Origin of the sequence: Syntrophus sp. (in: bacteria) (genome assembly GCF_040768185.1) — a bacterium.
Lineage (GTDB): Bacteria > Desulfobacterota > Syntrophia > Syntrophales > Syntrophaceae > Syntrophus > Syntrophus buswellii.
Genome location: NZ_JAXGNC010000001.1, coordinates 44,376 through 70,095, shown reverse-complemented (window position 1 = coordinate 70,095; position 25,720 = coordinate 44,376). Strand labels below are relative to the sequence as shown.

General features: G+C 55.7%; 23 protein-coding genes. 15 read left to right on the top strand and 8 right to left on the bottom strand.

Annotated elements, in window-relative coordinates; all coding sequences use genetic code 11:
* Nucleotides 1-145 precede the first annotated feature (145 nt).
* Entirely contained in the window at nt 146-493 is a 348-nt protein-coding gene (locus AB3175_RS00325; RefSeq protein ID WP_367358952.1) for an IscA/HesB family protein, read from the top strand.
* Between the two features lie 253 nt (nt 494-746).
* Here the strand turns inward: AB3175_RS00325 and AB3175_RS00320 are convergent, their stop codons facing one another.
* Nucleotides 747-2,282, bottom strand: a complete 1,536-nt coding sequence (locus AB3175_RS00320; protein WP_367358951.1) for a DUF4301 family protein — start codon at nt 2,280-2,282, stop codon at nt 747-749.
* Between the two features lie 136 nt (nt 2,283-2,418).
* A complete protein-coding gene (locus AB3175_RS00315; RefSeq protein WP_367358950.1) occupies nt 2,419-2,637 on the bottom strand; it encodes a hypothetical protein in 219 nt (72 codons plus the stop codon).
* A gap of 180 nt (nt 2,638-2,817) precedes the next feature.
* Here AB3175_RS00315 and AB3175_RS00310 point away from each other — a divergent pair, with 180 nt between their 5' ends.
* The 5 genes from AB3175_RS00310 (at nt 2,818) to AB3175_RS00290 (ending at nt 9,463) form a co-directional block, all read left to right on the top strand.
* The gene (locus tag AB3175_RS00310) at nt 2,818-3,672 is read left to right on the top strand and encodes a 3-hydroxyacyl-CoA dehydrogenase family protein (RefSeq protein ID WP_367358949.1); all 855 of its coding nucleotides are present in this window, start codon (nt 2,818-2,820) and stop codon (nt 3,670-3,672) included.
* A 17-nt stretch (nt 3,673-3,689) separates the two neighbouring features.
* Nucleotides 3,690-4,469, top strand: a complete 780-nt coding sequence (locus AB3175_RS00305; protein ID WP_367358948.1) for an enoyl-CoA hydratase/isomerase family protein — start codon at nt 3,690-3,692, stop codon at nt 4,467-4,469.
* A 185-nt stretch (nt 4,470-4,654) separates the two neighbouring features.
* Nucleotides 4,655-6,034 carry an FAD-binding oxidoreductase gene (locus AB3175_RS00300; RefSeq protein WP_367358947.1) on the top strand — a complete coding sequence of 460 codons (1,380 nt, stop codon included), beginning with the start codon at nt 4,655-4,657 and terminating at the stop codon, nt 6,032-6,034.
* A gap of 19 nt (nt 6,035-6,053) precedes the next feature.
* Nucleotides 6,054-7,322 carry a (Fe-S)-binding protein gene (locus AB3175_RS00295; RefSeq protein WP_367358946.1) on the top strand — a complete coding sequence of 423 codons (1,269 nt, stop codon included), beginning with the start codon at nt 6,054-6,056 and terminating at the stop codon, nt 7,320-7,322.
* A 503-nt stretch (nt 7,323-7,825) separates the two neighbouring features.
* Entirely contained in the window at nt 7,826-9,463 is a 1,638-nt protein-coding gene (locus AB3175_RS00290) for a mechanosensitive ion channel domain-containing protein (protein ID WP_367358945.1), read from the top strand.
* A gap of 344 nt (nt 9,464-9,807) precedes the next feature.
* Here the strand turns inward: AB3175_RS00290 and AB3175_RS00285 are convergent, their stop codons facing one another.
* The gene (locus tag AB3175_RS00285) at nt 9,808-10,023 is read right to left on the bottom strand and encodes a hypothetical protein (RefSeq protein ID WP_367358944.1); all 216 of its coding nucleotides are present in this window, start codon (nt 10,021-10,023) and stop codon (nt 9,808-9,810) included.
* 419 nt (nt 10,024-10,442) lie between these two features.
* Here AB3175_RS00285 and AB3175_RS00280 point away from each other — a divergent pair, with 419 nt between their 5' ends.
* A complete protein-coding gene (locus tag AB3175_RS00280) occupies nt 10,443-11,075 on the top strand; it encodes a hypothetical protein (protein ID WP_367358943.1) in 633 nt (210 codons plus the stop codon).
* A gap of 37 nt (nt 11,076-11,112) precedes the next feature.
* Here AB3175_RS00280 and AB3175_RS00275 read toward each other — a convergent pair whose 3' ends face one another.
* Nucleotides 11,113-11,790: an ankyrin repeat domain-containing protein gene (locus tag AB3175_RS00275; RefSeq protein WP_367358942.1), complete on the bottom strand. Its 678-nt coding sequence runs from the start codon at nt 11,788-11,790 to the stop codon at nt 11,113-11,115.
* Nucleotides 11,791-12,196: 406 nt separating this feature from the next.
* Between AB3175_RS00275 and AB3175_RS00270 the strand changes: the two genes are divergently transcribed.
* From AB3175_RS00270 to AB3175_RS00250, 5 genes are all read left to right on the top strand, one after another.
* A complete protein-coding gene (locus AB3175_RS00270) occupies nt 12,197-12,934 on the top strand; it encodes a class I SAM-dependent methyltransferase (RefSeq protein ID WP_367358941.1) in 738 nt (245 codons plus the stop codon).
* A 158-nt stretch (nt 12,935-13,092) separates the two neighbouring features.
* Nucleotides 13,093-14,583, top strand: a complete 1,491-nt coding sequence (locus AB3175_RS00265; protein WP_367358940.1) for a helicase HerA-like domain-containing protein — start codon at nt 13,093-13,095, stop codon at nt 14,581-14,583.
* A 232-nt stretch (nt 14,584-14,815) separates the two neighbouring features.
* Complete coding sequence (folE2, locus tag AB3175_RS00260) at nt 14,816-15,583, top strand: GTP cyclohydrolase FolE2 (RefSeq protein WP_367358939.1); 768 nt, start codon at nt 14,816-14,818, stop codon at nt 15,581-15,583.
* A gap of 4 nt (nt 15,584-15,587) precedes the next feature.
* Nucleotides 15,588-17,654 carry an NAD(+) synthase gene (locus AB3175_RS00255; protein WP_367358938.1) on the top strand — a complete coding sequence of 689 codons (2,067 nt, stop codon included), beginning with the start codon at nt 15,588-15,590 and terminating at the stop codon, nt 17,652-17,654.
* A gap of 33 nt (nt 17,655-17,687) precedes the next feature.
* Nucleotides 17,688-17,972, top strand: coding sequence for a hypothetical protein (locus tag AB3175_RS00250; protein WP_367358937.1), 285 nt, complete (start codon nt 17,688-17,690; stop codon nt 17,970-17,972).
* Between the two features lie 48 nt (nt 17,973-18,020).
* On the opposite strand, the gene AB3175_RS00245 is transcribed toward AB3175_RS00250, so the two are convergent.
* The 3 genes from AB3175_RS00245 to AB3175_RS00235 all read right to left on the bottom strand — a co-directional run bounded on the left by AB3175_RS00245 (nt 18,021) and on the right by AB3175_RS00235 (nt 19,572).
* Nucleotides 18,021-18,398 (bottom strand): YajD family HNH nuclease, encoded by a 378-nt coding sequence (locus AB3175_RS00245; protein ID WP_367359443.1) that lies wholly within the window; start codon nt 18,396-18,398, stop codon nt 18,021-18,023.
* Between the two features lie 358 nt (nt 18,399-18,756).
* A complete protein-coding gene (locus AB3175_RS00240) occupies nt 18,757-19,131 on the bottom strand; it encodes a hypothetical protein (RefSeq protein WP_367358936.1) in 375 nt (124 codons plus the stop codon).
* Nucleotides 19,132-19,188: 57 nt separating this feature from the next.
* Nucleotides 19,189-19,572 (bottom strand): YtxH domain-containing protein, encoded by a 384-nt coding sequence (locus AB3175_RS00235; protein WP_367358935.1) that lies wholly within the window; start codon nt 19,570-19,572, stop codon nt 19,189-19,191.
* 1,049 nt (nt 19,573-20,621) lie between these two features.
* Here AB3175_RS00235 and AB3175_RS00230 point away from each other — a divergent pair.
* Genes AB3175_RS00230 through AB3175_RS00220 form a run of 3 tightly spaced genes read left to right on the top strand, consistent with a single transcriptional unit; the run spans nt 20,622 to nt 24,079 of the window.
* Nucleotides 20,622-22,298: a hydantoinase/oxoprolinase family protein gene (locus AB3175_RS00230; RefSeq protein WP_367358934.1), complete on the top strand. Its 1,677-nt coding sequence runs from the start codon at nt 20,622-20,624 to the stop codon at nt 22,296-22,298.
* Nucleotides 22,295-23,605 carry a histone deacetylase gene (locus AB3175_RS00225; RefSeq protein ID WP_367358933.1) on the top strand — a complete coding sequence of 437 codons (1,311 nt, stop codon included), beginning with the start codon at nt 22,295-22,297 and terminating at the stop codon, nt 23,603-23,605. The genes AB3175_RS00230 and AB3175_RS00225 overlap by 4 nt, the downstream gene beginning before the upstream one ends.
* A gap of 57 nt (nt 23,606-23,662) precedes the next feature.
* Nucleotides 23,663-24,079 (top strand): carboxymuconolactone decarboxylase family protein, encoded by a 417-nt coding sequence (locus AB3175_RS00220; RefSeq protein ID WP_367358932.1) that lies wholly within the window; start codon nt 23,663-23,665, stop codon nt 24,077-24,079.
* A gap of 78 nt (nt 24,080-24,157) precedes the next feature.
* Here the strand turns inward: AB3175_RS00220 and AB3175_RS00215 are convergent, their stop codons facing one another.
* A complete protein-coding gene (locus AB3175_RS00215) occupies nt 24,158-25,717 on the bottom strand; it encodes a methylenetetrahydrofolate reductase C-terminal domain-containing protein (protein WP_367358931.1) in 1,560 nt (519 codons plus the stop codon).
* Nucleotides 25,718-25,720 lie beyond the last annotated feature (3 nt).

Genomic DNA, 25,720 nt, shown 5'->3' with positions numbered 1-25,720 from the left:
TCGTTTGCCCCCGGAGGACATGGATGTGCTCCGCTTGAAATAGACGGAGCTTGACAAGTGTCGGATTAACACATAATATGTCATTAGAGGTAACAAATAGTCATTACAAAGAAGAATAACAACATTTTACGGAAAGGAGCCCTATATGTTTGAAGTCAGCGAAGACGCATCGAAAAAGATCAAACAGTTCCTTGAAGAACAAAAAAATGTCAGGCCTATCAGGATCCTGGTCTCTGAAGGCGGATGGCGAGGTCCATTTCTTGTGATGGCTATGGATGATAAGAAGGAGGATGATGAGGTTTTTACCGATAGAGGCGTGAGGTTTCTCGTGGAAAAATCTCTTTTTGAAAAGGCAAAGCCCATCAGCATCGACTACGTTCACTCCACCTTCGGTTCCGGCTACATCCTGAATTCGGAACTCTTGAAGCACTGGAAAGGCGGTGTGTTCGGGGGATGCAGGAACATCTGTGAAAGCTGTGAAGATTTCAAATAACGGGGATCCCCGCAGAAGCAGGCGGGGCACTGAACGTTCGCACAATTCATCCCGTTGAATTACGGAACCGACAGCCACCCCGACCGGACGCGCCTTCTGCAGGCGGCCTCCGGCCGGGGTTTTTATGTTTTGCTCCCCGGACGCGGCTTCGCTGTCCGATCCGTCCTGATCCATCCTTGCTTCCCCGATCATCGAAGGGCAGAGGGGTGCATTTCTTTGCCGCGGAGCCCAGAACCGATCGACGAGCCCCCCTTCATTTCTCCTGGTGCTGCGGTCGAAGGAGATCTTCAACTGTTTTGACGGGATTGAACGTCTCCAGGGGCACTTCGATCAGCACGGTGTTCCAGTCGGCCATGGCGCCATTCCACAACCCCGGGAGTTCCAGCGCATACAATTCTCTGCCCTTTTCCGTTTTCCGGGCAATGGAAATCGCCCTGGGATTCACAAATTGCCGCAGGTCGAACTTCCTAGACAAGTAATCCCGGACGCCGCAGACCAGATCCACGGGGTTGAAATGGGTTGCAGCCCGCCAGAGGGAGCGCTGTGACTCGGAGTTCGAGTCCACTTGAATCTCCTCAACGATCTGGAGGGACAACGCGCCGGTTTCGTCCTCAACCCAGAAAGGGCCGCCACCCGGTTCGCCGACGTTTCTGACAACACCGCAAACCCGCAAGGGACGGTTCAAGCGCTGGAAAACCTGTCTGCATCGTTCGGAGAGTGAAGCCCCGTTGAAAGCCGGTGGGAAGGAGAGGCACAGATCCCTCCGACAGAATGCGATGATCTCGGAGAGCTCGTCTTCGGTTAGTCCGCCTTCGGTCAACCTTGCGGCATAGGAGAAGATTCTCCTCTGCAGCCGTATGAGGTATCCCCCCAGAATCTGTTTGTACAACACCGTTGACGGCTTCAGGGAATCGGGGACGACATTGTCGATGTTCTTGATGAAGACGATGTCTCCATCCAGGGCATTCAGATTTTCCAGCAGTGCACCGTGGCCTCCGGGACGGAACACGAGGAAACCATCCAGATCGCGGAAAGGGGCCTTCTCCAGATCGACGGCAATGGTGTCGGTATGGGCATGCTGGATGGAAAGGGACAGATCGAATGACGCATTCCACCGTTTCTCATAGATCTCGTCAATCCGCCTGAGAAATTCCTGAATCGCCCCTTCGTGCTCGGCAGAAACCGTAAAGTGGACACGGCACCTTCCCTGAGCATCCTTGACATAAAGCGCCGCTTCCACAAGATGTTCTTCAATAGCCGTCCGCGAGCCTTCCGGAGATAAGTGAAACTTCAGAAGCGCCTTGGGCAGTTGACCGTAGCTGAGGCCGTCCGCGGCCAGAACCGTTGACAGGATCGGGCAGACATCTCCTTTTTCCAAAAGGTCATCGAGATTCCTCCCCGCTTTGGCCAAGACGGATTTCAAATCTTCAAAAAAAGCGTACTTTTTCAGATCCCTCAAAAATTTCGTTCTCGAATCCTCATCCTGCAGTCCACCGGCATCCAGAATCCGGTACCAGTCCTTGAACATGCGACTGGCCGCCCCTGAAGCGGGAACAAACTTCAGCATCCGCCCGGCCCGGGCTTCTTCCTCGTGGAGACGGACCAGCTCCCCGCCCTCCTCCTCGCCGACGACGAAGATCCCATCCTGGAGGGTACAGGGACGATTCAATTTCAAAGGAGCCGCCCCTTCCCGAAAAATCCTGATCTGCTCCATCGCCTGCTCAACAGACAATCCCCGCTCCTCAATCTGAGCCTTATCCTGATCGGAAAATATACGTTGTAACGTCATGGTCATATCCCTCTGGTTGCGTTCCCTGGTATCGGGGCATCGATCTTCAGCCCGCTGCATGGTTTTCCTGTCTTTGCGTCGCCTTTGCGGATGGCATTCTTCAAGCACGGATCATGCGGAAAAATTCCGCCAGGCGTTACGATCCGCTTTTCCTGCCGCTGTTTCTTCTGCGGATCCTGTCCTTGACAAACCGCTTATTCTCCCTCTGTAAGCGGGATATGTCCTTCTGTCTCCGGCTGACCCTTTCCCTGGACATGGCTTTCTTCTCCGTCCGTCCTGCAATGCGATTTTCCACCCGTCCGCAGCGGCTGCAGATCAGGCCCGGCATCCTGTTTTCCACCTCTTTGCCTTTCATTTTACCACAATACCTTCCCGTTTTACATTGTTTACTGGATCGCCGCCGCCTGGTGCCGTGGAGTTTCTGCCGGACAGGCATAAGCTCCGCACCCGCCTCTCTCAGGATAAAAGCCTTGACAGCTCTGTTTCTATGAATGTATAACCCCGTAAAATATCAGCTCAGAGGAGGTTTATGCAAATGACGGTAAAAAAACTTGGTGTTCTTGGCGCCGGCGCCATGGGCGGCGGGATTGCCCAGCATGCGGCTCAACTTGGCGTTGAAATCGTTCTTGGCGATATTGATATGAAGTTTGTCGACGGCGGGATTGCCCGGATGGAAAAGCTGATGGCCGGCTCCATCAAAAAGGGAAAAATGACGGAAGCGGAGGCGAAGGCCGCCATCGGAAGAATCAAGAAAACCGTCCAGATGGAAGATTTTGCCGACTGCGACTTTGTCATCGAAGCCATTATCGAAAACCTGAAGATCAAGCAGGATGCCTTTGCAAAACTCGATTCGGTGGTCCGTCCGGACACCATTCTGGCATCGAATACCTCGTCCATGTCCCTGACTGAAATTGCCGCCGCCACCAAACGGCCGGACCGGGTCGTCGGCATGCATTTCTTCAATCCTCCTCAGGTCATGAAGCTGGTCGAAATCATCCGGGGATATTTCACCTCCGACGAGACCGTCAAGGCTACGGAAGACTTCACCAAACAGCTCAACAAGATCTCCGTCGACATCAAGAAGGATGCCCCCGGCTTCGTCGTCAACCGCATCATGATGGCCTCGGCCGTGGAGGCCCTGAAGCTTTACGAGGAAGGCGTAGCCACCATGGAAGACATCGACAAGGCGGTCAAGCTCGGCCTGAACTACCCCATGGGCCCCTTTGAGCTGATGGATCTGGTGGGTGCGGACATCAACAAGCACATCCTGGATTATTTATTCGCCGAAACCGGTGAAGTCCGCTGGAATTCTCCCCTCTCCCTCAAGCTGAAGACGAAGGCGGGCCAGCTGGGCCGAAAGACCGGCGCGGGCTGGTACAAATACGAATAGGCAAGGGGGTTTTAGAGATGGCATATGAAATGATCCTTTTGAACATTGAAGGCAGAATCGCCACCATATCGCTCAACCGGCCTCCGATGAACCCACTGAACAGCGTCATCCTCCGGGAAATCACGGAAGCCATAAGTGAAATCGAAGCGGACGAAAACGTCAAGGTCGTTATTGTCAACAGCGTTGGCGAGAGAGCTTTTGCGGCAGGCGCCGATGTCAAGGAAATGGTGAACCTGACCCCCGTGGAACTCTACGATTTCTGCCAGGGCTTCCGCAAGGCCTGCGAAAGCCTCAACAGGTATGCTCTCCCCGTAATCGCCGTCATCAAGGGGCTGACTCTGGGAGGCGGATGTGAACTGGCCATGGCCTGCGATTTGAGAATTGCAGCGGAAAATGCCAAGTTCGGTCAGCCGGAAATCAACCTGGGCATCCTTCCCGGCGCCGGCGGAACGCAGCGATTGACCCGGCTGATCGGTCCGGCCCGCTCCAAGGAGATGATCCTGACAGGGGATATGATTGACGCAGCGACAGCCGAGCGCTATGGCCTGGTCAACAAGGTGGTTCCCCTTGAGGACGTTGACAAGGCGGCGATGGAGCTGGCGGAAAAGCTGGCATCGAAGCCCAAAGTGGCCCTCAAGATGGCCAAGGCTGCCATCAATGCCGGACAGAACGTCGATCTCGGAAGCGGGCTTGATTTTGAAATTCTCAGCTTTGCCTTAGCGAGCGCATCCGAAGACAAGCTCGAGGGGATGACGGCCCTGCTGGAAAAGCGGAAAGCGAACTTCAAAGACAAGTAACCCACGACCCTGTTCCTGAATTCCTTGTTTGGAAGGGTGAGCGTGCACGCGCCGAAAAAAACGCTCATCCTTCCGGACTGTTCATTCTTCACTCAGCCTCTTTTTGTCCCGACCAGCCTCACGGCCCATTTACTTCAACCTACGATCCCGCTTTTTTAACGTAGGGATTTCATAAGGAAGCAGCCATGATCAGCGAATCCGTTCTCGTTGAACTGCAGAATATCTTGGGCAGGGAAGATGTCCTCACCGCCAGGGAAATTTTGAAGACCTATTCCTATGATGGAACATCACAGTGGACCCATGAACCCGATGTGGTCGTTTTCCCTCGGACCGCCGAACAGGTATCCGCCATCATGAAACTGGCCAACGCCCACAGGATCCCCGTGACGCCGCGAGGCGGTGGAACGAATGTCAGCGGCGGGTCCATTCCCGTCCTGGGCGGCATTGTGCTGTGCACCACCAAGATGGACAAAATCCTCAACATCGACAGGGAAAATTTTACGGCAACGGTCGAATGCGGAGTAGTCCTGATGAATTTCAACACCCGCCTCGCCGCGGAAGGGCTCTTCTTTCCCCCGGATCCCCAGAGTTTTCTGGCTGCGACCATCGGGGGCATTGTGGCGGAAAACGCCGGAGGACCCGCCGGCGTCAAATACGGTGTCACGAAGCAGTATCTCCTGGGCCTGGAAGTTGTTCTGCCCACAGGCGAGATCATTCAGCTGGGAGGGCGCACCGTAAAGAACGTTGTGGGATACGACCTGACGATGCTCTTCTGCAGTTCTGAAGGGACGCTCGGCATCATCACCAAGGCGGAATTCAAGGTCAATGCAATCCCCCCCGCGAAAAAGACGATCCTGGCCATTTACGACGACGTCGCCGTCGCCGGCGAGAACGTCTCCCTGGTGCTGAAAAGCGGCGTTACCCCGGCCAAGATCGAGCTTCTGGACAACTGGCTTATTCACCGCATCGAAGAAGCCTCTCCCCTGGGACTGCCCGGGGAGGCCGATGCGGTCCTGATCTTTGAAGTGGATGGAATGGCGGAAGCTGTTGAAAAAGAAGCGGATAAGATTATTGAAATCGCCAGGATGAACGGAGCCAGGGAGGTGCGGCCCGCCAGGGACCAGGACGAGGCGAATCGCTTCTGGATGGCCCGCCGCGCCGGATTTGCCATGATCTTCGGCAGGGCCCCCACGGTCCTGGCGGAAGACGTCACCGTCCCCCGCGGCCAGATTCCCGCTCTGATCCGGAAGTGCCGGGAGTTATCCAGAAAATACGATCTTGAAATTGTGGTCATGGGCCATGCCGGGGACGGCAACCTTCATCCCTCGGTTCTGACGGATATCAAGGACAGGGAACATTTTGCACGTGCTGAAAAAGCCGTCGAGGGAATTATCGAGGCGGCCCTCGAGCTGGGCGGGGTTCTTTCCGGAGAGCATGGCATCGGGTTGGAGAAGCAGCGGTTTTTCCGACGGGCCCTGGGACCGACCGTTACCGATCTGATGAAGAACATCAAATCCCTGGTTGACCCGAACAACATCATGAACCCCGGCAAGATATGGGACTGAACCGATAACGAGACAGGCGTTGGAAGATTTGAACGAGCTTAAAAAAATTGAACAATACGTCGACCAGTGCATGAAATGCGGGTTCTGCACCTTCTTCTGCCCGATTTACCAGGAAGAGCTCGTGGAATCTTCCGCGGCTCGAGGCAAGATATTCCTGACGAAGCAGGTCCTAAAGGGCGGGCAGCAGCTCAGCGATCAGGCAATGGACATCATCGGAAAATGCCTTCTCTGCAAGGCCTGCGCAGTCAATTGCCCGGCAAAAACCCAGGTTGATCGTGTCATTGTCGGGGCCAGAGCCGAGCAGGTCCGGCAGCAGGGGCTTCCTCTTGTCAAGAGGCTGATCTTCCGCCACGTGATGGCCAATCGCCGGCTTTTCGGATGGACCGTGAAACTCGCCTCGAAACTCCAGTGGATGATACCGGGAAAGCAGGGCAAAATGAAGCACTTGCCTGATTTTCTTAAAGCATTGGGGCAAGGAAGGAACATCCCGGCCATCTCCAGCGTTCTCCTCCGGGATCAGGTTCAGGAAGTGAATCCGCCCTGGGATTCGAAGGCGCCCAGAATGCGGGTGGGATATTTCATGGGGTGCGCCACCGATTTTATTTTCCCCGAAACAGGCCTTAAAACCATTGAATTTTTAACCAGACACGGGATTGAAGTCGTTGTTCCCAAAGCACAGAGCTGCTGCGGCGCCGCCATTTATTTCAGCGGCGATTTAGAGACGGGCAGAATGCTCGCTTACAGGAACATGGAAGCCTTCAAGGACCTTGACTATGTCGTCACGACCTGCGCCACCTGCAGTTCCAGCCTCAAGGACTATAAAGTCTACCTTCCTGAAAACGACAAGCAGAGGAAGGAATTTGAGGATTTTTCGAAGAAGATCAAGGACGTGACGGAATTTCTCGTGGATGTTCTGGACATTCCGCCTCAAGAATTTCATCTGAGGAAGGAGTTTCAGGGTAAAACCATCACCTGGCATGACCCCTGCCACCTCGTTCGCTACCAGAACATCCGCAACCAGCCTCGCCGGATTCTTCAGGCTCTTCAGGGATCGACCTACGTTGAAATGCCCAACGCCGACCGCTGCTGCGGCATGGGAGGATCCTTCAGCATTTACCACTATGATCTGACCAAGAAAATCGCCGACAGGAAAGTGGAAAGCGTGAAAGCCACCTCTGCCGATATCGTCGTAACGGCCTGCCCCGGCTGCATGATCAACCTGGCGGACCATCTCCAGAGAGCGGAAATGCCGCAGCAGGTGCGCCATCTCATGGATCTTTTTGAGTGAGGGGATTGAGGCGCCAACGCGCCTCACTTGAAAGGCCCTTCTTTCCGGTCAGCACGGACCGCTGCCCATGGACGTCATCACAAGGATCAACAGATTGTCATGGCCAACAGCACCTCGCCCATGAACCGGTCCATCTTCTCTCCATTGTCCTTCCTCGTCGCTTTCTGCTCAGCAACGGCCGAGTCTCTCTGGAGCCGGGGAGCTGTGAGACGGCAGGAACATTACCAGCCTCCCGATCCTTTCATTTCCGTCTGAAGCCTGTTTTCGGGTAAGCGGTCCGTCGGCTGCACCATCCGCAGGGTCCGCTCAAGGGCTGTGAGTTACGGTAAACGTCAGACGGTACGGATGCAACCCCCTCCCCGAGGCGACAGGCCCCTGTGGTCGGTTCATTAAAAAACGCCGGAACGATCCTTTTAACAATTTCATCAATGAGCCGTCATTTGCTATAATATCGCTATCTGAAAGCATGAAGCATCATATCGCCCGATAGGGAGGGAATGGCAATGATCCGCACGATCGTCGTTCTGCCGGTCCTATTGCTCCTGTTTGCGATTTCGGCTTTTTTTGCAGACGCCGCCGTTGATGGAAGAGGCATGGCCGATGTCGCTGCTTCGGAAGCTGAACCCGTCACGGCTCCGGTCGAGATTGACGGCGAGGTGCTGTTTCGTGTGCGCGGGGCGTCGTCGTTTCCTGCCGGACAGCGCGCTCAGGCAATCAAAAACCGCATCGAGGCCACTGCCGCCGACACATCCATCCGCAGTGACATGTTGCGCTCCGTCGAATCCGACAACATCACCACTCTCTTCGCCGGCAACCGGCTGCTGATGAACATCACCGATTCGGACGCCCTCCTGGAGCATTTGAATCGCAGCTATCTCGCCAAGGTTCATTTAACGAGGATCCGCCAGGCAATCAACGACTACCGTTACATGCGCAGCCGTGACGTGCTGCTGCAGGGATGCCTCTATGCCCTGGCAGCCACGGTCCTTCTGCTGCTTGGAATTTTTCTTCTGCTTCGGGTTGGCCGGCAACTCACCGAATTTCTCGACCGGCGTGTCAAGAGCCGGATTCGTTCTCTCGAGATTCAGTCCTTCAAGGTCGTCCGAGCGGAGCAGATCTGGCTGGCCATTCAGGGGATGCTTTATGCCATCCGCCTCGTCGTTATTCTGGCAGCGTTCTTTGCCTACCTGGATTTTGTTCTCGCCCTCTTCCCCTGGACGCGCGGCCTTGCCAACCGCCTTCTCGATCTCATCACCGGCCCGCTGACCCAGATGGGAAAAGCGTTTTTGGATGCGATCCCCAATCTCCTTATCCTTGTAATTCTTTATTATTTCTTTCGTTTTGTCCTGAGGCTTCTACGCCTCTTCTTTGATGCCCTATCCAAGGAGCGAGTCACGCTTGCCGGGTTCGATCCGGACTGGGCGCCCTCAACCTACAAGATCATCCGCTTCGCTCTCGTTACCTTCGCCCTGATTGTAGCCTATCCTTACATCCCCGGTTCCGGGTCTGCCGCCTTCAAGGGAATTTCGATCTTCCTCGGTGTCGTGTTCTCGCTGGGCTCCACCTCTCTGGTTTCGAACATCATTGCCGGTTACATGTTGACCTACCGCCGGGCGTTCAAAATCGGAGACCGGGTGAAGATCGGGGACGTGACGGGGGACGTGACGCTGACACGTCTGCAGGTCACCCATCTGCGCACCCTGAAGAACGAAGAAGTGAGCATTCCCAATTCGCAGATTCTCAACGGCAATGTGGTGAACTACAGTTCTCTTGCCCACACACAGGGGCTGATCCTGCATACCACGGTCGGGATCGGTTACGAAACCCCCTGGAGACAGGTGGAGGCCATGCTGCTCATGGCGGCAGATCGCACCCCGGGATTGCTGAAAGCCCCTCCTCCGTTTATTCTGCAGAAGGAGCTGGGAGACTTTGCCGTGTTCTATGAACTCAATGTCTATACCGATAATCCCCTGGAGATGACCAGGCTCTACACGGAACTGCATCGGCAGGTCCTGGACGTCTTCAATGAGTTCGGCGTCCAGATCATGACTCCTGCTTACCGGTCTGACACGCTGGAACCCAAAGTCGTCCCGCGGGAGCAATGGTATGCGCCGCCGGCTAAGATCCCTCCAGAAACTTGAAGGGCTTCACGATGGACCCTGCCCCCGGAAACCCGGCCATGTTGAACTGGGATCGTTTCCACGGGAAGTCAACGGCATTGCGGAAAGAGCAGGAAAAAAGCCGCAGAAACGAGGCTTTTTCCCGACGTGGCAGTGGGGGGGTATCGGCCAACCCTTTCGGCTCCTTTCATGAAGGATTTTAACATGGTTTGCGGCAGGCTGATCGGCCGGGGAAACGAGGCGAGGCCAGAGCGAAATGGCCTGAGCAGGATTGATGACGGAGGCATAAGCACTTCCCGCAGGGCAACACGGTGAGCAGCGGCAGCGCCGCCAAAGCCGGCGAGGCGGAACCGGGAAGCGGTTTCTCAGTGAGGCAGCCTGTCTGCTGCGGTGCGGTCATTCATCGACATTCCCGGCTGCTGGTATTTATCCAGAAACACCTTCAGGTATTCCGTAATTGCATCCAGGTGATCTCTCTTCATGTCTCCGCTGGCCTCCGACTGTTGATACACCGTTCCCAGGACATCACATATGCCCTTGATATCTTCGTACTCAGTCATCAGCGGTTGAATTGCCTTCATACGGCCTTCCTTTCTGCCCCGATCCGTTTCTGGTAAAAAAATCCAATCAAAAGTGGATTTGAATCCGGCCCAGGCCTTGTTGAACAGGTGCACATGTCCGGCAGGGCCTTAAGGATCTTTCTCCAGGGACTATATAGGAAGGATGCAACTTTTTCACTACTGGACAACTACGGATTGTATCCCAGTTAAAAACTGGAATTATTCGCCAAAGGGATGGCTCCTGACTCCAACAGGAAGGAATCCGAAAACCGCAAGCCCCTTATCCCACGGCTCACTTGTTGACTGGATAAAGTCGTGGCGCCAAAACTTCTTGACACAGAAATCCACGCTTTCTATATTACATCGGCCGACCGGATGCTCGCCGCACGCAAGCTGTGCTCGACTCGGTCGATCTCTTGTTTCAAGAAAGGGAATTGCACATGAAAAAAATGTTTCTCCTCCTTCTGTTAGTGTGTTTTGCTGTCCCCTGTCTGGCTGATGACACCATCTATTGCCCAACGGACGCCAAGGAGCGCGAAAAAAAGTGCCAGCAGGCCAAAGAGGAGAATAAAGCGATTGATGAAACCATCAATCGCTGGGAGCCCATGGTCAACAACAGCACTATGATGATGTACATGATCACCAGGATGAAGGGGGAAAGCCCAAATCAGTATGTCAGCCGGGTAAGTTCAATGAAAGCATTTTATTACCGTGGGTTGAATTATCCGGTCCGTGGAAGATTCACAAGAAACGGGACAGCCTTTATTCCGCTGACCTATCAGGAGGCGGAAGGCGTCTTGAGCCGCGCCTTTCAAAGCCGGCAAGAGGTGGCACAGCAGATGGAACATGTCAGGAAGAACACCCAGACCTTGAAACCGATGATCAAGAATAAAATGGCACAGCTTCAGAAAGATCGTCAGCGAAACTGGCTTTTCCTGGCGCAGTGTTGCGGATACCGCTGGACGACGGAAGAGCCCCCGAAAACGCCGGAGAGGACACCCGACACGGGTGGCCAAAGGGGATTGCTCGGAGTTGAATCCGAGGAACAAACACAGCAGGGAATCAAATATTGAGAATAGCGCGGGCAACGCCGGCATTCACTCCCCTGGTTTATGGCCTGCCCTCATGAGACCGGCCGGCATCTTCCGGGATTTCGGAAGGCTTGTTCTGGCTCCCCTTCTTCGCGCCTGCCTCACGTAAATATTCGACCAATTCCGGGCTGCCAAAGTCCTCGGCGACATCCAGAACCGTCTTGCCGTCATCATTGACCGCATGAAGATCGGCGTTGACGGACAGCAGGTATTTAATGCCTTCCAGATAGCTACTGTAAGCGAACCAGATAAGGGGCGTGTTTCCCTTCAGGCTTCTCGCATTCACGTTCGCGCCTGCTGCGACCAGTAGACGGGCAATCGGCACCTCCTGGAAAAACAGCGGCGTCATGCCGGACTGCCTGTCGGGCAGGTTGACGTCTGCGCCCCGTGAAATCAGGTATTCAGCCGTAGCGGCATCTTTCACCAGATGAAGGGCGGATTCGCCCTTTTCGTTGCGCACGTTCATGTCGATCCCCCGGTCCAGGCATTCTTTCACGTTGTCCAGAAAACCATTCTGAACAGCTTCAAGGAATTGATCCGCTGTCACCCGGGCTGGACCGGCTTCAAGAGCCGAAGCGTCCACACCGCTGCCAATGGCCACGTGTCCTGCACCTTCAGCCTGTGGAGATGATAAAACAGGAAGCATCATGGCCGCCGCAACCAGGACCAGGCAGATTGTTCCAGGGAAAAGAATCATACGGCACCTCGTGAAACCCACTGGCATGGAATGGAAAAACACTCCTGTTTTCATAGCACGGATACGATGGATTTTAAAATAATACATCTCTTTTCCTGCCTCATCAGAGACATGACCAGTTCCTTTCCCGGGCAACATGTTGTGTGACGGTATCACCGAAAAGACGGCCAGGCCATATCTCCCCCCGCTGCCACAATTCATTTCCATACCGGCTGTCATTTGCTTACCCCATCCTGCGCCGTGAAGTCCCTTGACACATACGGCCCCCTTTCCCTATACTCAGACCCGCACGAGGGACGTTTTTGTGAGGAAATCCGAACGGCCGGACAAATAGGGAAACGGAACAGGACGCGTATGGTCTTCAATCCGGAGGCGTTGAGGGTTCCACCCGGCGGGAAGGAACGCCATGTATTCTGATTTTAAAATCATTTCCGCCTATTATGACACCTTGTATGTAAACGACCGGGAATACGGGGCGGAAGCGGGCAGGGTGAAAGATCTGCTGACCAGGCATGGCGCTCCGCCGCGGGCAGATCTTCTCGTGCTGGCCTGCGGCACGGGAGGTCACATCCCCTACTTCAGGGACGAGTATACTGTTTCCGGGCTGGATCTCAGCGAGGATATGCTTGATCTGGCCAGGAAAAAGTTTCCCGAGGTCGGATTCCATCTCGGTGACATGATCAATTTTGAATTGGAGACGGATTTTGACGCCGTGGTCTGCCTGTACGGATCCATTGGGTTCGTCAAAACCGTGGAGAATTTGCGCGCCGCCATGAACCGTATTGCCTCCCACCTGCGGCCCGGAGGCCTTGCCCTGATCACCCCCTGGAGCACGGCGGAGGATTTCCGGGACCTCATCGTGGTCGATGCCGCCGACCGGCCGGATTTGAAAATCGCCCGCATGGAGCATGTGCGCCTCAAGGAGCCAAACATGGTGGAGGTTACGTTCCACCATCTTCTTGGAAACAACAATGACGTAACCTACCATAAACAATCCATGGAAATCGGCCTTTTTTCGCGGGAAGAATATGCAGCGGCCATGATCAATGCCGGATTGAACGTCGTGGAGGTCTACACGGGAAAGGACGTGCGCGGGGGGGCTTATATCGGGAAGCGAGTGGCCGGTCAGGTCCGCAAGCAATGACCTGATGAAGAACAGAGGGCAGGCCTTCGCAGAACCCGGGCGATCTTTCCGCCTGCCGGTGCGCACATTGCCGAAGTTCTCCGCTCTGCATCGAGTGCACAACGTGGCATCACACTGGCAGGATCATCTCATTCTCACCTTTAAAGAGGAGGTAATGCATGAACCAGATACTTATCGGCAAGGGCGAAAAGCCAGTCTACCTGCTCGCCGAGTACGGCAACCGCCATGGCCTCGTCGCGGGAGCCACCGGCACCGGAAAGACCATTTCTCTCCAGGTACTGGCAGAAGGCTTCTCGCGTCTGGGCGTTCCCGTGTTTATGGCTGACGTCAAAGGCGATGTCTCCGGCTTGGCGCTGGCGGGTGCCGCCAATGACAAGGTCCGTCAGCGCGTGGCCCAGATCGGCATGGAGGGCTACACCCATGAAGGAAGCCCGGTCCTGTTCTGGGACGTATTCGGCAAGGCCGGCCATCCCGTCCGCACCACGATCAGCGAAATCGGCCCGAACCTGTTAAGCCGGATCCTCGAACTCAATGATACCCAGGCCGGAATGCTTGAGATCGCCTTCAAGCTGGCGGACGACCGTGGGCTCCTGCTGCTTGACCTCGACGACCTGCTTGCCCTGCTCGGGTTTGTCGCAGACAATCGAAAGGAGATATCGACGCAATATGGCCTCGTAAGCACCCAGTCCGTCTCGGCCATTCAGCGCTCGCTTCTGTCCCTGGAGCGGGAAGGGGGCGAACTTTTCTTCGGCGAGCCCGCACTGGATCTCAACGACCTGCTCCGTACCGACCTCAGCGGCCGCGGCATCATCAACATCCTGGCTGCAGACAAGCTCATTCTCAAGCCTCGGTTGTACGCAAGCTTCCTCCTCTGGCTGCTGTCGGAGCTTTTCGAAAACCTGCCCGAGGTGGGCGACCTTGAGAAGCCGAAGCTGGTGTTTTTCTTCGATGAGGCTCATCTCCTGTTTGACGACGCGCCGCCGATGCTGCGCCAGCGGGTGGAGCAGGTCGTTCGGCTCATCCGCTCCAAGGGCGTGGGCGTTTACTTCTGTTCGCAATTCCCCGATGACGTGCCCAACGAAATTCTGGGCCAGCTCGGGAACCGCATTCAGCATGCCCTGCGGGCTTATACGCCCCGTGACCAGAAGGCCGTGAAAACCGCCGCGGAAACCTTCGTTGCGAACCCGAAACTGGACATCGTCGCGGTGATCTCACAATTGGGCGTTGGCGAGGCCCTGGTTTCGACGCTCCAGGAGAAGGGCGTGCCGATGCCGGTTGAAAGGACGATGATCTGCCCCCCGCGGTGCCGGATAGGCGCTGCCACCCCGGAGGAGCGGGCAGCCGTGTTGGCGCGCAGCCCGATTGGCGGCAAGTACGATTCACCGGTGAACCGCGAGTCTGCCTATGAAATCCTCAAACAGCGAACAGCGGAAAAGGAAGAAGCCGTGTCGGAGCCCGCCCAGGCTCAGGCCGACGAGTCTTCTGAAAGCGGTGGGGTGATCAGAGATTTTCTGTTCGGCACCAAGCGCCGCCAGGGCATGGTGGAAACACTGGCCAAACAGGCAGCCCGGACCGTCGGCAGCCAGATCGGCCGCCAGATCCTGCGCGGGGTGCTGGGCGGCATACTGGGAGGTTCACGCCGCCGATAACGTCAGGGACACATGGGTCGAACAGGGTCATTCCCGGGGTTCAAAGCTTTTTTTTTTCAACAGAGGGCGGGGCAAAAGAGCTCGATTTCCCGTTGTAATATCCGATCATTTGTTCTAAGGTGCTGGCTTCTCCCGTATATCCACGACAGATGAACCCATAACGAAATGCAGCCATATGGGGATAAATGCCATTTCCGGGGCAATGCCCCGACATCCCCGGCAAGAATGTGTCATGATCGATATTCAAAGTCAGAAGGACCACAGAAAAATCAATATCCAGAAGGTCGGGGTCAAGGGCATCAAGTACCCCATCATCGTCCTGGACAAGGAGGCGGGCACCCAACCCGTCAACGCGTCCATCAACATGTACGTCAACCTCCCCCATTCCTTCAAGGGGACGCACATGAGCCGCTTCATTGAAGTTCTGAATGAATTTCGCGGAGAGATCAACATCCGGACTTTTCATACGATCCTGGAAAAAGTCAGGGAAAAGCTCCACGCGGAATCGGCGCACATGGAGATCGAGTTCCCCTATTTCATCGAGAAGACGGCCCCCGTGTCCGGAGCGAAAAGCCTGATGGAATACCGATGTCTCTTCAGCGGATGCAACGCCGAGAGCCAGAAGGACTTTCTCGTGGGAATCGTCGTCCCCGTGACGACCGTCTGTCCATGCTCCAAAGAAATCAGCAGCATGGGGGCTCACAATCAAAGGAGCTTCGTGACGGTGAAAGTCCGGTTTCGCAGGTTTTTCTGGCTGGAGGATCTCATCAGGCTCGTCGAGACATCCGCCAGCGGAGAGGTGTATTCCCTGCTCAAACGCGTGGATGAAAAGTATGTTACGGAGCACGGCTATGAAAACCCCATGTTTGTCGAAGATGTCGTCAGAAACGTCGCTGAACGGCTAAACGGCAACACCAACCTGACCTGGTACAGCGTGGAAGCGGAAAATTTCGAAAGCATTCACAATCACAACGCCTATGCCTATGTGGAAAAAGAATAACCCCATGCCGCCTCAAGCGATCGATTTCTTCAACCTCTATTCCCACGGCTTCATCAAGGCGGCGATCTGCATCCCCGAAGTCCGTGTGGCCGACACCTGTTTCAATGCGGAAGAGACGATTTCAATGGCCGGGAAGGCGGCGGCCGGCAAGGCCATCTTCGCGCTGTTTCCGGAACTGAACCTGTCGGCTTACTCCAATGAAGACCTCTTCCACCAGGACACCCTCCAGGAAAGCGTTTACGAAGCCCTCTTCAAGGTCGCCCGCGAAACGGCCTCTCTGAACCTTATTCTCGTGGTCGGCGCTCCCATCCGGGTGGACTGCCGCCTTTACAACTGCGGGGTTGTTCTTTACCAGGGGCGGATCCTCGGGATCGCCGTAAAATCCTACCTCCCCAATTATCGTGAATTCTACGAGGTTCGACAGTTCAGCCCGGCGGAACAGGCCATCTCCACGGCCATTGATTTAGGCGATCAGAAGGACATCCCTTTCGGCGCCGACCTGGTCTTTGAGGTCAGGAACATCCCGGATTTCAAATTTTTCATCGAACTGTGCGAAGACGTGTGGGTTCCCATTCCGCCGTCCAGTTTTGCGGCTATGGCGGGTGCAACGGTGATCGCCAACCTGTCGGCGTCCAACATTACGATCGGAAAAGCCGAGTATCGCCAGAGCCTTGCGTCCAATCAATCCGCCCGGTGTGTTGCAGCTTATCTCTATGCCGCCGCCGGACCCGGTGAATCCACAACGGACCTCGCCTGGGACGGCCATGCCATGATCTACGAAAACGGCAACCTTCTGTCGGAATCGCATCGCTTCTCCCGCCAGCCTCAGATTCTTTTTGCAGACATCGATCTCGGCCGGCTGGCGCAGGACCGGATGCGCCTGACCAGCTTTGGGCAGAACGCCAGGGCGCACAAGGAAATGCTCGGCAGATTCCGCCGGATCTCTTTTGAAGTTGCCCCACTCAAGGGAAAACTCCTCCTGGAGAGGCAGTATCCCCGCTTCCCCTACATCCCGGCCGACCCTGAAAAGCGGGATCAGCGCTGCTACGAGGCCTACAACATCCAGGTGCAGGGATTGGCCAAGCGCCTTGAATCCGCGGGAATAGAAAACGTCGTGATCGGCATCTCCGGCGGGCTGGATTCGACTCAAGCCCTCATCGTGGCCGCCAAGACGATGGATCTTCTCGCCTATCCGCGCTCTTCCATCAAGGCCTATACCATGCCCGGGTTTGCCACGACGGATAAAACCTACACCAATTCAATACGGCTGATGAAGGCGCTCGGCGTGGAGGCCAACGAACTGGACATCCGCCCCAGCTGCATACAGATGCTCAAGGACATCGGCCATCCTTTTGCCGAGGGAGAACGGCTTTACGACATCACCTTTGAAAATATTCAGGCGGGTGAGCGGACCTCCCATCTCTTTCGAATTGCCAACATGAGGAATGCCCTGGTGGTCGGCACGGGGGACCTCAGTGAACTGGCCCTCGGCTGGTGCACCTACGGCGTCGGCGACCACATGTCTCACTACAATGTCAATGCGAGTTTACCAAAAACCTTGATTCAGCATCTTATTCGGTGGGTGGCCCAGTCGGATCAATTTTCGGCAGAAACTTCCGAGGTTCTTCTCGACATCCTGGCGACGGAAATCAGCCCGGAACTCGTTCCCGGCGAAGAAGACCAGCAGCCGGCCCAGAAGACGGAGGAGATCATCGGCCCCTACGAACTTCAGGATTTCAACATTTTTTATACGACGCGTTTTGGCTATCTGCCGACCAAAATCGCCTTTCTGGCATACTGCATCTGGAGGGATAAAAGAACCGGGCTGTGGCCCGATCTTCCGGAAGAAAAAAGGCATGAATACTCAATCGCAGAGATCAAGCACTGGCTTCAGATTTACCTCCTTCGATTTTTCAAGCTGAGCCAGTACAAGCGCTCCTGCATTCCCAACGGCCCGAAGGTGGGCTCCGGAGGATCCCTTTCCCCCCGCGGGGATTACAGGGCGCCGAGCGATAGCGAGGCAACGGTGTGGCTGAAAAACGCGGAGCGGATTCCAGAGCATGACGATTGATCTCGGCTCCGGATTGGGGAAAAGGATGGCGGAATGCACCCACGGCCATGCTGCACGAATGAAGAATCGTCAACGGGCCAGAAGAACGTCGTCACGGTGAGCGCCATGCACAACAGGATCCCGAACAGGACCGGCAGGCAGGAAGATGCCTATCAGGATTTTGAGGCCACGGAACTCTATTGCCCCCGCTGCAGGCAGGCGGTCCCGGTCAGAAAAAGGCTTCTCCTTATCCTGAGCAGCGGGGAAATATACGATTATACCTGCATCTATTGCGGGACTTCGGTAGGGGAAAAGACCACCACCCGCCGGACGGGATAGCGCCATCTCCTTTTTCGATGCCCCTGTGGGATGCCGCCCGTTTTTTTTTCAGGGTGACGATTTTCGTTTTTTTCCCATCGCACTGAGGAGCTGCTGCCCAAAGGTGCCGAGGTCGGCATCCCCCTTCCTGGCGTTTTTGTCGTTTGAATAAACCAGGCTTGTTTCCTTTTCCCCGGATCCTCCCTGGAGGTACTCTCCCAGGAGCTCTCTGCTGTGAACATCTTCATGGCAATAAGCGCAGAGATTCTCCCAGTTGCTCCCATCGGGCGGGTTGTTGTGATGATTTCCGTCCTTGTGATGGACGGTCAGCAGATGACGGTTCGCCTGATCGAATTCCCTTCCGCATCGCGCGCAGATGAGCCCATGGAGGGCCAGCGATCGTTCGCGGTAGTCTTCACCGGGCGGCCTGTCCGCCTCTCTTTTCAATTCACGAACGACATCTTCCGGCGGTCTGGAGGGACTTCCTTTGCCGCTGCTGCTTTTGCTACGTACGCGCCCCCATTTACTGCCGAAGGTGACCTTGGCCATGCAATGTACTCCCTACCCGACTGATCCTGAGCTTCTTTAACGGTATGATGTTTCTGAATGGAAGCTTTCCTGACAGGAAGCGTCTGTTCAGGGACGGACGGGCATTTCTGAAAAAAAACGCATACCCGCCCGTCTCCTGCCCTTTCGCATCGTTTAGCCGGCCTGGTCGACCCGGTGCCGGCGCCTCAAAAGATCCGCCCCCCGGCGGCCCCCCGTCCCGGCGTTGTATATGCTCCCGTGGAACAGAGCCCGCTGTTCACTGCACAGGATTCCTGGTGCTGGTGTTTAACACGCGAAAGAACGTCTTGACGCCTTTCAGGGCGGGAAGGGCATTTTTCAGGAACCGGAGGGGCTTCCCCTGCTTCGAACCCACAACGTGATTTACACTCTGGAAGGAGCTTAAAAAACCATGAACCCTCTGAAGTGCGGAAGAAACTTCGGCAACGCGGGCATTGACATTCGTCGTTGTCTCGTTCAGATTCCCCGTGATGTCTTCGACATTCTTTAAAATGAACGGCAACCTTGAATTCAAGGTTCGAAGGGCGATAGTCAGCTGTTCAGCCGTCCTCCAGAGCTGATAAAGCAAAGGCAGAACCAATATCCCTGCCAGCACCAGAAATCCGACTAACACATACAGTAAGGTCTCCTGATTCATGCAACCGCTCCATTTCTAGCCCAACAGCCTGTGTTATTCCGCCGGTGTTTCCTTCTCGCTGCGGTAGGCCTCGAGCCCCGCATCAACAGCCCTTTTAAAACGGCCTGCACCCTCCTCCAGGGATTCCTTTCCACGCTCTTTCAGCTCGGCAGCGGTTTTTTCAACCTCCCCTACCCTTTCCTCCGCCTTCTTCCGAATCTCTCCAATAGCCTTAACGGCCGTTTCATAGGTTTTTCTGCTTTTTTCCAGGGCCTGATCGTACTCATCCTTAGCCTTCACCATGAGCTCATCCGTCTTCCTTCCGATATCATCCCTCGTCTCACGGCCGCTTTTCGGCGCATAGAGAATACCAATGAGCACACCCGCCAGCCCCCCGATGAGCAGTCCTGTTATGAAATCACTATTTCTCTCGACCATGACATTTCCTCCTTTCCCTCATTTCGTAATCCGCTCTGTTTTGTCAACGGTTCCCGCCATAGGTGTTTTTCAGGAACCGGCTCCACCACCTGGATGGTCTTGTTTATATTTCTAACATGAAACAGTTGTCCATATCAAATAAATTTACAAATGATTTCAATACAGAGAACGGCCTTCATCCATGAGAGGGACCGAATCTCCCGACGGATCGGGAAATGCGGTCAACCAGGGCCGGCGGAAAAGCGGGGCGTTTCGTTTTGAAAAAAAACAAAAAAACCAACCGGATATTTGAATCAAGACAAATAACCGGTTGGTTTTTTACTTCATGACTTCTTATAAAATTACTTTGCCGGGGCCGGTGCGGGAGCCGCTTCAGGGGCCGGTGCGGGTGCAGGCGCTGCTTCAGGGGCCTTGGCTGCTTCAGGGGCCGGTGCTGGCGCTGCAGGCGCTGCCGGGGCCGGTGCAGGTTCTTCCTTCTTCACCTCTTCCGCAGGCTTCTGCTCCTCTGCCTTCTTGCAACCTACGACTGCAAAGGACAACGTCGCAAAGAAAAGTACTGAAAACAGAACGGATAAAATCCTCTTCATCTTCGATATCACCTCCTTTTCACTAAAATTGGTCACGCCATATATCTTTCAATGATGCTACTTCGCCGGGGCAGGTGCCGGAGCCGCTTCAGGGGCGGGTGCCGGGGCAGGAGCTGCTTCAGGAGCTTTAGCTGCTTCAGGGGCCGGTGCTGGCGCTGCAGGCGCTGCCGGGGCCGGTGCAGGTTCTTCCTTCTTCACCTCTTCCGCAGGCTTCTGCTCCTCTGCCTTCTTGCAACCTACGACTGCAAAGGACAACGTCGCAAAGAAAACCGCCGAAATAACGAATGCTAAGACCTTCTTCATCGAATGTCACCTCCTTTCAATCATTTACACTCACTTTTTTTTAAATCCTTCAAATGCATGTGAGAGCGAAACATACGCCTTTTTTTTACCTTGTCAAGACAAAAAATTATCAGTATATAAATTCTGCAGTTTTTCAGAATACATGAGCGAGGTACCCTTATGATTCTTGGCATTGACGTGGGTGGCACGCACACGGACGCCGCTCTGATTGATTCCGGCCGAATCAGAAAAACGGCAAAAGTGGCAACTAATCCCGGACATGTTGTGGAGTCCCTTTCCGGAATCGCCTCAGAGGTGCTCAAGGGTGAACCCCTGGAGAACCTTCAGCGCATCGTGCTCAGCACGACCCTTTCCACCAATGCCATCGTGCAGAACAAAGTGGATCCCGTGGGACTCATGGTCATCAGCGGCCCCGGCCTTCCGCCCTCCTACATTTCAACCGCGGAGAACACCCACTTCCTCTCAGGCTATGTCAATCACCGGGGCATTGAAACGGCGCCCATCGATCCCGTTGCCGTCACCCGCATCTCAGACGATTTCCGGAAGAGGGGGCTGAATCATGCGGGGATCATCGGCAAATTTTCAACCCGCAACCCGATCCAGGAACTTCAAATCGAAAAGATCGTCTCCAGCGGCATGAAACACGTCTCTCTTGGCCATCGCATGTCCGGTCACCTCAATTTTCCAAGGCGGGTTGCCACAACGTACCTGAACGAGGCCATCTGGGAGCTTTATTCGTCCTTTGTCAAGCAGGTCGTTGACTTTTTCAGAACCATGGGGGTTTCCGTCCCCATCTATATTCTGAAGGCCGACGGCGGCACCTTCAACATCGAGCAGTCCGTTGAATTTCCAGTTTACACCATCCTTTCCGGACCGGCGGCAAGCATCATGGGGATTCTGAGCATGACCGAGAACAGCGGAGAGGACGCCATCGCCCTGGACATCGGCGGCACAACGACGGACATCGCCCTTTTTGCCGATGGCGTTCCGCTCCTGGAGCCCTTCGGGGTCACCATGGAAGGCCACAAGACCCTGATCCGGGGCCTGCGTTCGAAGCCCCTGGGAATCGGCGGCGACAGCAGGGTGCGTTACGAAGGCGGTCAGCTCCTCATCGGGCCGCAGCGCGAAGGTCCCGCTGCTGCCTTTGGCGGTCCCTGCCCCACCCCGACGGACGCGATGATCCATCTCGGACTTACCGACATCGGTGACCCGTCCAAAGCCGAAAAGGCGCTGCAGGGCGTCGCCGATGCCATGGGATGCACCGTACAGAAGGCCGCCGAAGCCATTTTCGAGGGATCCTGCCAGATCATCGCGCGCCATGTCCGCGCCGTCATCGAGGAGATCAACAACAAACCGGTTTATACCATTCATGAACTCCTGGAGGGGAAGCGGATTTCGCCAAAAATCCTTTACATCATCGGCGGACCGGCCAAGCCCATGTCCACCCGCCTTGGGCAGCTGCTCGAATGTCCCGTCCATATCCCGCCGCATCCGGAAATTGCCAATGCCGTCGGTGCCGCCCTTGCCCGGACAACCGCGGAGCTTACGATTCTGGCCGACACCGAGCGGGGAACCATGACGATCGGCGAGGAAGGGATCTCGAAAAAGCTTCCACCTCGCTTTTCCAAAGGAGATGCCATCGAAGCGGGCAGGGAGCTTTTGAAGGAGCGGGCCCTGAGAATGGGTGCCCGGGAGGAGGACCTGGAGATTGAGGTCATAGAAGATCAGGAGTTCAACATGGTCAGGGATTTTTATCTGGCCGGGAAAAACATCCGCGTCAAGCTGCAGGTTAAACCGGGCCTCATTGCGGGATTCAGCACAGGAGAACTCTCATGAAACAAGCACGTAAAACGGGGCTGATCTTTTTCCCGGCCTTTGACTGGGCCATCTCGCCAACCCACCCCGAAAGGGAGGAACGCCTGCTTTACACCCAGGATCAGGTTTTTGAAGAAGGCCTCCTCGATCTGGAGAACATTGTCGAGTACAAGCCGTCCATCGCCTCCTACGAGGATATCAACCGGGTTCACTTCTGCGTGCCCGATGCCAGCGCCGTGACCACGGAATCCCACCTGATTTCCGCGGGCGGGGCGATTACCGCAGCCCAGAAGGTCATGCAGAAGGAGGTGGACAACGCCTTCGCCCTGGTCCGTCCACCGGGACATCACGCCATGCTGGTCGTTCACGGGGCGAGAGGTTTCTGCAACGTCAACATCGAAGCCATCATGATTGAATACATCCGTCACCATTACGGCCATCGAAGGATCGCGGTGGTAGATACCGACTGCCATCATGGCGACGGCACCCAGAACATCTACTGGAATGATCCGGACACGCTGTGCATCTCCATCCACCAGGATGGCCGGACCCTTTATCCCGGGTCGGGCTTTCACGAAGAATTCGGCGGCCCCAACGCCCTGGGAACCACGCTGAACATTCCCCTGCCGCCGCGAACCTCCGATGAAGGGTTTCTTTACATCATGAAAGAGGCCATTCTGCCCATCCTATCCGAATTCAAACCGGATCTGGTGATCAATTCCGCCGGTCAGGACAACCATTTTTCCGACCCCATCACGGACATGCGCTTCAGCGCGCATGGCTACGCCACTTTGAACGAGATGCTGTCTCCCGACATCGCCGTTCTGGAGGGCGGTTATTCCATCGAAAAAGCGCTCCCCTACGTCAATGTGGGCATCATCCTGGCCATGGCCGGCCTCGATTACAGCTACGTGCGGGAGCCGGAATACCGCTCGTCCAGCCTTCGGCAGTCGGAAGACATCTCCCGCTACATCGCCCAGGAGGCGGATGCGATCTATGAACTCTGGTCGCGTCGCGAAGAAATCCGGGAGAAGGTGGTCGGTGACAAGAAATATATAAGAAACAACAAAAGCATCTACTATGACACCGACGGGATTCGAGAGCAGCAGGAAGTGGTCGTCCGGGTATGCCACGATTGCGGCGGTCTTGTCATGATCGATTCCCGTTCCGACCTGGGCCATCGCATCTTTGCCGTCCTGATTCCCTGGAAAGCCTGCCCGCAATGCCGCCGGGAGGGCGAGGACGCTTACGACAAAGCCGCCAGGAAGGACGGGTTCCAGTATATTTATCTCCAGGACAAGGACAAAGATCTCTTCCTTGTCAAATAGGAGAAGGGGCCGAACCGAATCAGAAAAGAAACCGCAGGAAAGGAGATAAGAACGACATTGGACGAGGAAGCAATCAGGAACAGAACACAGGAAACGGCAAAAAAGCTCTTTGGCAAGGGGGCCAAGATGGATCCGCCCTACCTCACCTGGAAGGCTTTTGACCGCGACCTGGCCAACGATTTTTCCATGTTTATCACTGGAAATCTCTATTCACGGACCGTACTGACCCTCCCGGAGCGCCAGATGGCGGCCTGCGCCATTCTGGGAGCCATCCGGGCGACGGACGAGCTGAAGCTTCATGTCAACGCCGCCCTGAATGTAGGCTGCGACCCGCGAAAGCTGACGGAGATCTTCTTTCAGATGGCCCCCTACGCGGGAATGCCCGCTGTCAACGAAGCCCTCAACGTCTTCCGGGAAGTTCTGAAGGAACGCGGGGAATGGCCGATTTCAGACAAAACCGCCCCCGCCCCCTAGGATGACCTCCGCCGGGGGGCGCTGCCCTGAGATGTTCCGCCCCCGGCGAATCCTCATCCTCCGGCCAGAACACCGGCGTCAGCGGGATTGGTCGGAAGGCTCTTCAATGCCCAGGCGCTTCGCCGTGTGGTCCTTCCCCAGAAAGAAATTCAGCCAGCCGGAAGAGGAATTGAGGTCCCAGTTGCAGGGCGGCACCGGAATTTCCTCAAGCCGGCTTTCCTGCTGGCTGCCTCTCAACCGGTCATAGGCCCGCACATAAACACAGCGACGCCGGCCTGGATAGACTTCGCACCAGCCCTGGAAGCTTCCCCCGCAGGGGCCGTTGCGCTGCTGTTTCGGGCACTGGGACATGGGGCAGAGAAAAGCCACATCCACCAGGGCGCAGTCTCCGCAGTCACGGCAATCGTACAGAAGGGTTTTCAGCAGATGCTCCAGCTTGTGCAGAAGGCCTTCCAGCCGGGAGCCTTTCAGCTTCGCGGCCAGGCTGCGCATCAGGGCAAAGCCTTTTGTTCCCGGTTCGAAGATCAGGTTGTGAAAGAATCGTGAGATGCCGTACAACCTTCTTTCCGAAAGGCTGGAGCGGCTGCCCTGCCGGCTCTCCGGGATGAGCTCATTGAGCCGGCCGTAGGGGTCTTTCCTGAAATAGTAAAAGGCGCCGGGTGTTGAGTACTGAAATTCAGGAATCAGACTTTCCCACGAGGCGCTGAGCTCTTCCCCTTTTTCAATGACCGCCTCCACCTGCTCACAGGTGACCAGATGGCCCCCGACATGGACTCCGCTGAACCCCAGCCCCTTGAGCAGGGCATACATTTTTGCGCCCCTGGACAGCCGCGCCTCCAGACCCTTGTCAGGCAGGGACCGTTCCCGATCCAGCTGTGCCAGCAGATCGTCCGGAACGACGCACCCGGGCAGCCGGTTTTCCATCATCAGCCGGGCAACGGGATAGGACAGCAGGAAGATGTTTCCCAGAACGGGAACATCAATCTCCCGCCTTTTCATATAGAGCAGAAGCTCATGATACTTGCGGACATCATAGCCCAGTTGAGTCACGATAAAGGAGGCGCCGCTGTCGATCTTTTTTTTCAGCTTGTAATACTGGCAGAGAAGCTCCGCTTCGGTGTGCTTGAAGGGGGACACGGCAGCCCCGGCAAAGAAATGGCCGGGTTGAAGCTCTCCCGTTCCCTTCGGCAGGGGAAATTTCAGCCCGCCGTTGAGTTCCCGGATCAGCTCCAGGACATGGGTGGGGTCAAGATCGAAGACCGGTTGAGGGCGTCCCTGAAATCCGGATACAGGGTAATCGCCGGACATCACGATGAGATTGCGGATCCCCCACCGTTCCAGCGCGTACAGCTGGCTTTCGATCTGGCTGCGGTTTTTGTCCTTGCATGTAAAATGAACAAGGGGTTCGATACCCAGCGCCTTGATTTCAACGGCAAGGGCATCCGCCATCAGGGCCGGCTGCCCGCCCGGGTTGTCCGTTAAGGAAACGGCGTGGATCTTTCCTCCCCGAGCCGCCTTCTCTGCTTCCAGAAGGACGGAGTCCTGGGCCTTTTCCCTGGCTCCCCGGCCCGGCACGAGTTCCCAGGTGACCGTCATGACCGCCGGATCCTTCAGGGATGCCTCAAAAAGAGTCTCCAAATC

Coding starts and splice junctions, on each gene's coding strand:
- AB3175_RS00275 (WP_367358942.1), bottom strand. CDS start 11,790: ATGATTCTTTTCCCTGGAACAATCTGCCTGGTCCTGGTTGCGGCGGCC.
- AB3175_RS00315 (WP_367358950.1), bottom strand. CDS start 2,637: ATGAAAGGCAAAGAGGTGGAAAACAGGATGCCGGGCCTGATCTGCAGC.
- AB3175_RS00230 (WP_367358934.1), top strand. CDS start 20,622: ATGATTCTTGGCATTGACGTGGGTGGCACGCACACGGACGCCGCTCTG.
- AB3175_RS00320 (WP_367358951.1), bottom strand. CDS start 2,282: ATGACGTTACAACGTATATTTTCCGATCAGGATAAGGCTCAGATTGAG.
- AB3175_RS00270 (WP_367358941.1), top strand. CDS start 12,197: ATGTATTCTGATTTTAAAATCATTTCCGCCTATTATGACACCTTGTAT.
- AB3175_RS00285 (WP_367358944.1), bottom strand. CDS start 10,023: ATGAAGGCAATTCAACCGCTGATGACTGAGTACGAAGATATCAAGGGC.
- AB3175_RS00300 (WP_367358947.1), top strand. CDS start 4,655: ATGATCAGCGAATCCGTTCTCGTTGAACTGCAGAATATCTTGGGCAGG.
- AB3175_RS00280 (WP_367358943.1), top strand. CDS start 10,443: ATGAAAAAAATGTTTCTCCTCCTTCTGTTAGTGTGTTTTGCTGTCCCC.
- AB3175_RS00225 (WP_367358933.1), top strand. CDS start 22,295: ATGAAACAAGCACGTAAAACGGGGCTGATCTTTTTCCCGGCCTTTGAC.
- folE2 (WP_367358939.1), top strand. CDS start 14,816: ATGATCGATATTCAAAGTCAGAAGGACCACAGAAAAATCAATATCCAG.
- AB3175_RS00290 (WP_367358945.1), top strand. CDS start 7,826: ATGATCCGCACGATCGTCGTTCTGCCGGTCCTATTGCTCCTGTTTGCG.
- AB3175_RS00265 (WP_367358940.1), top strand. CDS start 13,093: ATGAACCAGATACTTATCGGCAAGGGCGAAAAGCCAGTCTACCTGCTC.
- AB3175_RS00235 (WP_367358935.1), bottom strand. CDS start 19,572: ATGGTCGAGAGAAATAGTGATTTCATAACAGGACTGCTCATCGGGGGG.
- AB3175_RS00305 (WP_367358948.1), top strand. CDS start 3,690: ATGGCATATGAAATGATCCTTTTGAACATTGAAGGCAGAATCGCCACC.
- AB3175_RS00250 (WP_367358937.1), top strand. CDS start 17,688: ATGCACCCACGGCCATGCTGCACGAATGAAGAATCGTCAACGGGCCAG.
- AB3175_RS00310 (WP_367358949.1), top strand. CDS start 2,818: ATGACGGTAAAAAAACTTGGTGTTCTTGGCGCCGGCGCCATGGGCGGC.
- AB3175_RS00325 (WP_367358952.1), top strand. CDS start 146: ATGTTTGAAGTCAGCGAAGACGCATCGAAAAAGATCAAACAGTTCCTT.
- AB3175_RS00255 (WP_367358938.1), top strand. CDS start 15,588: ATGCCGCCTCAAGCGATCGATTTCTTCAACCTCTATTCCCACGGCTTC.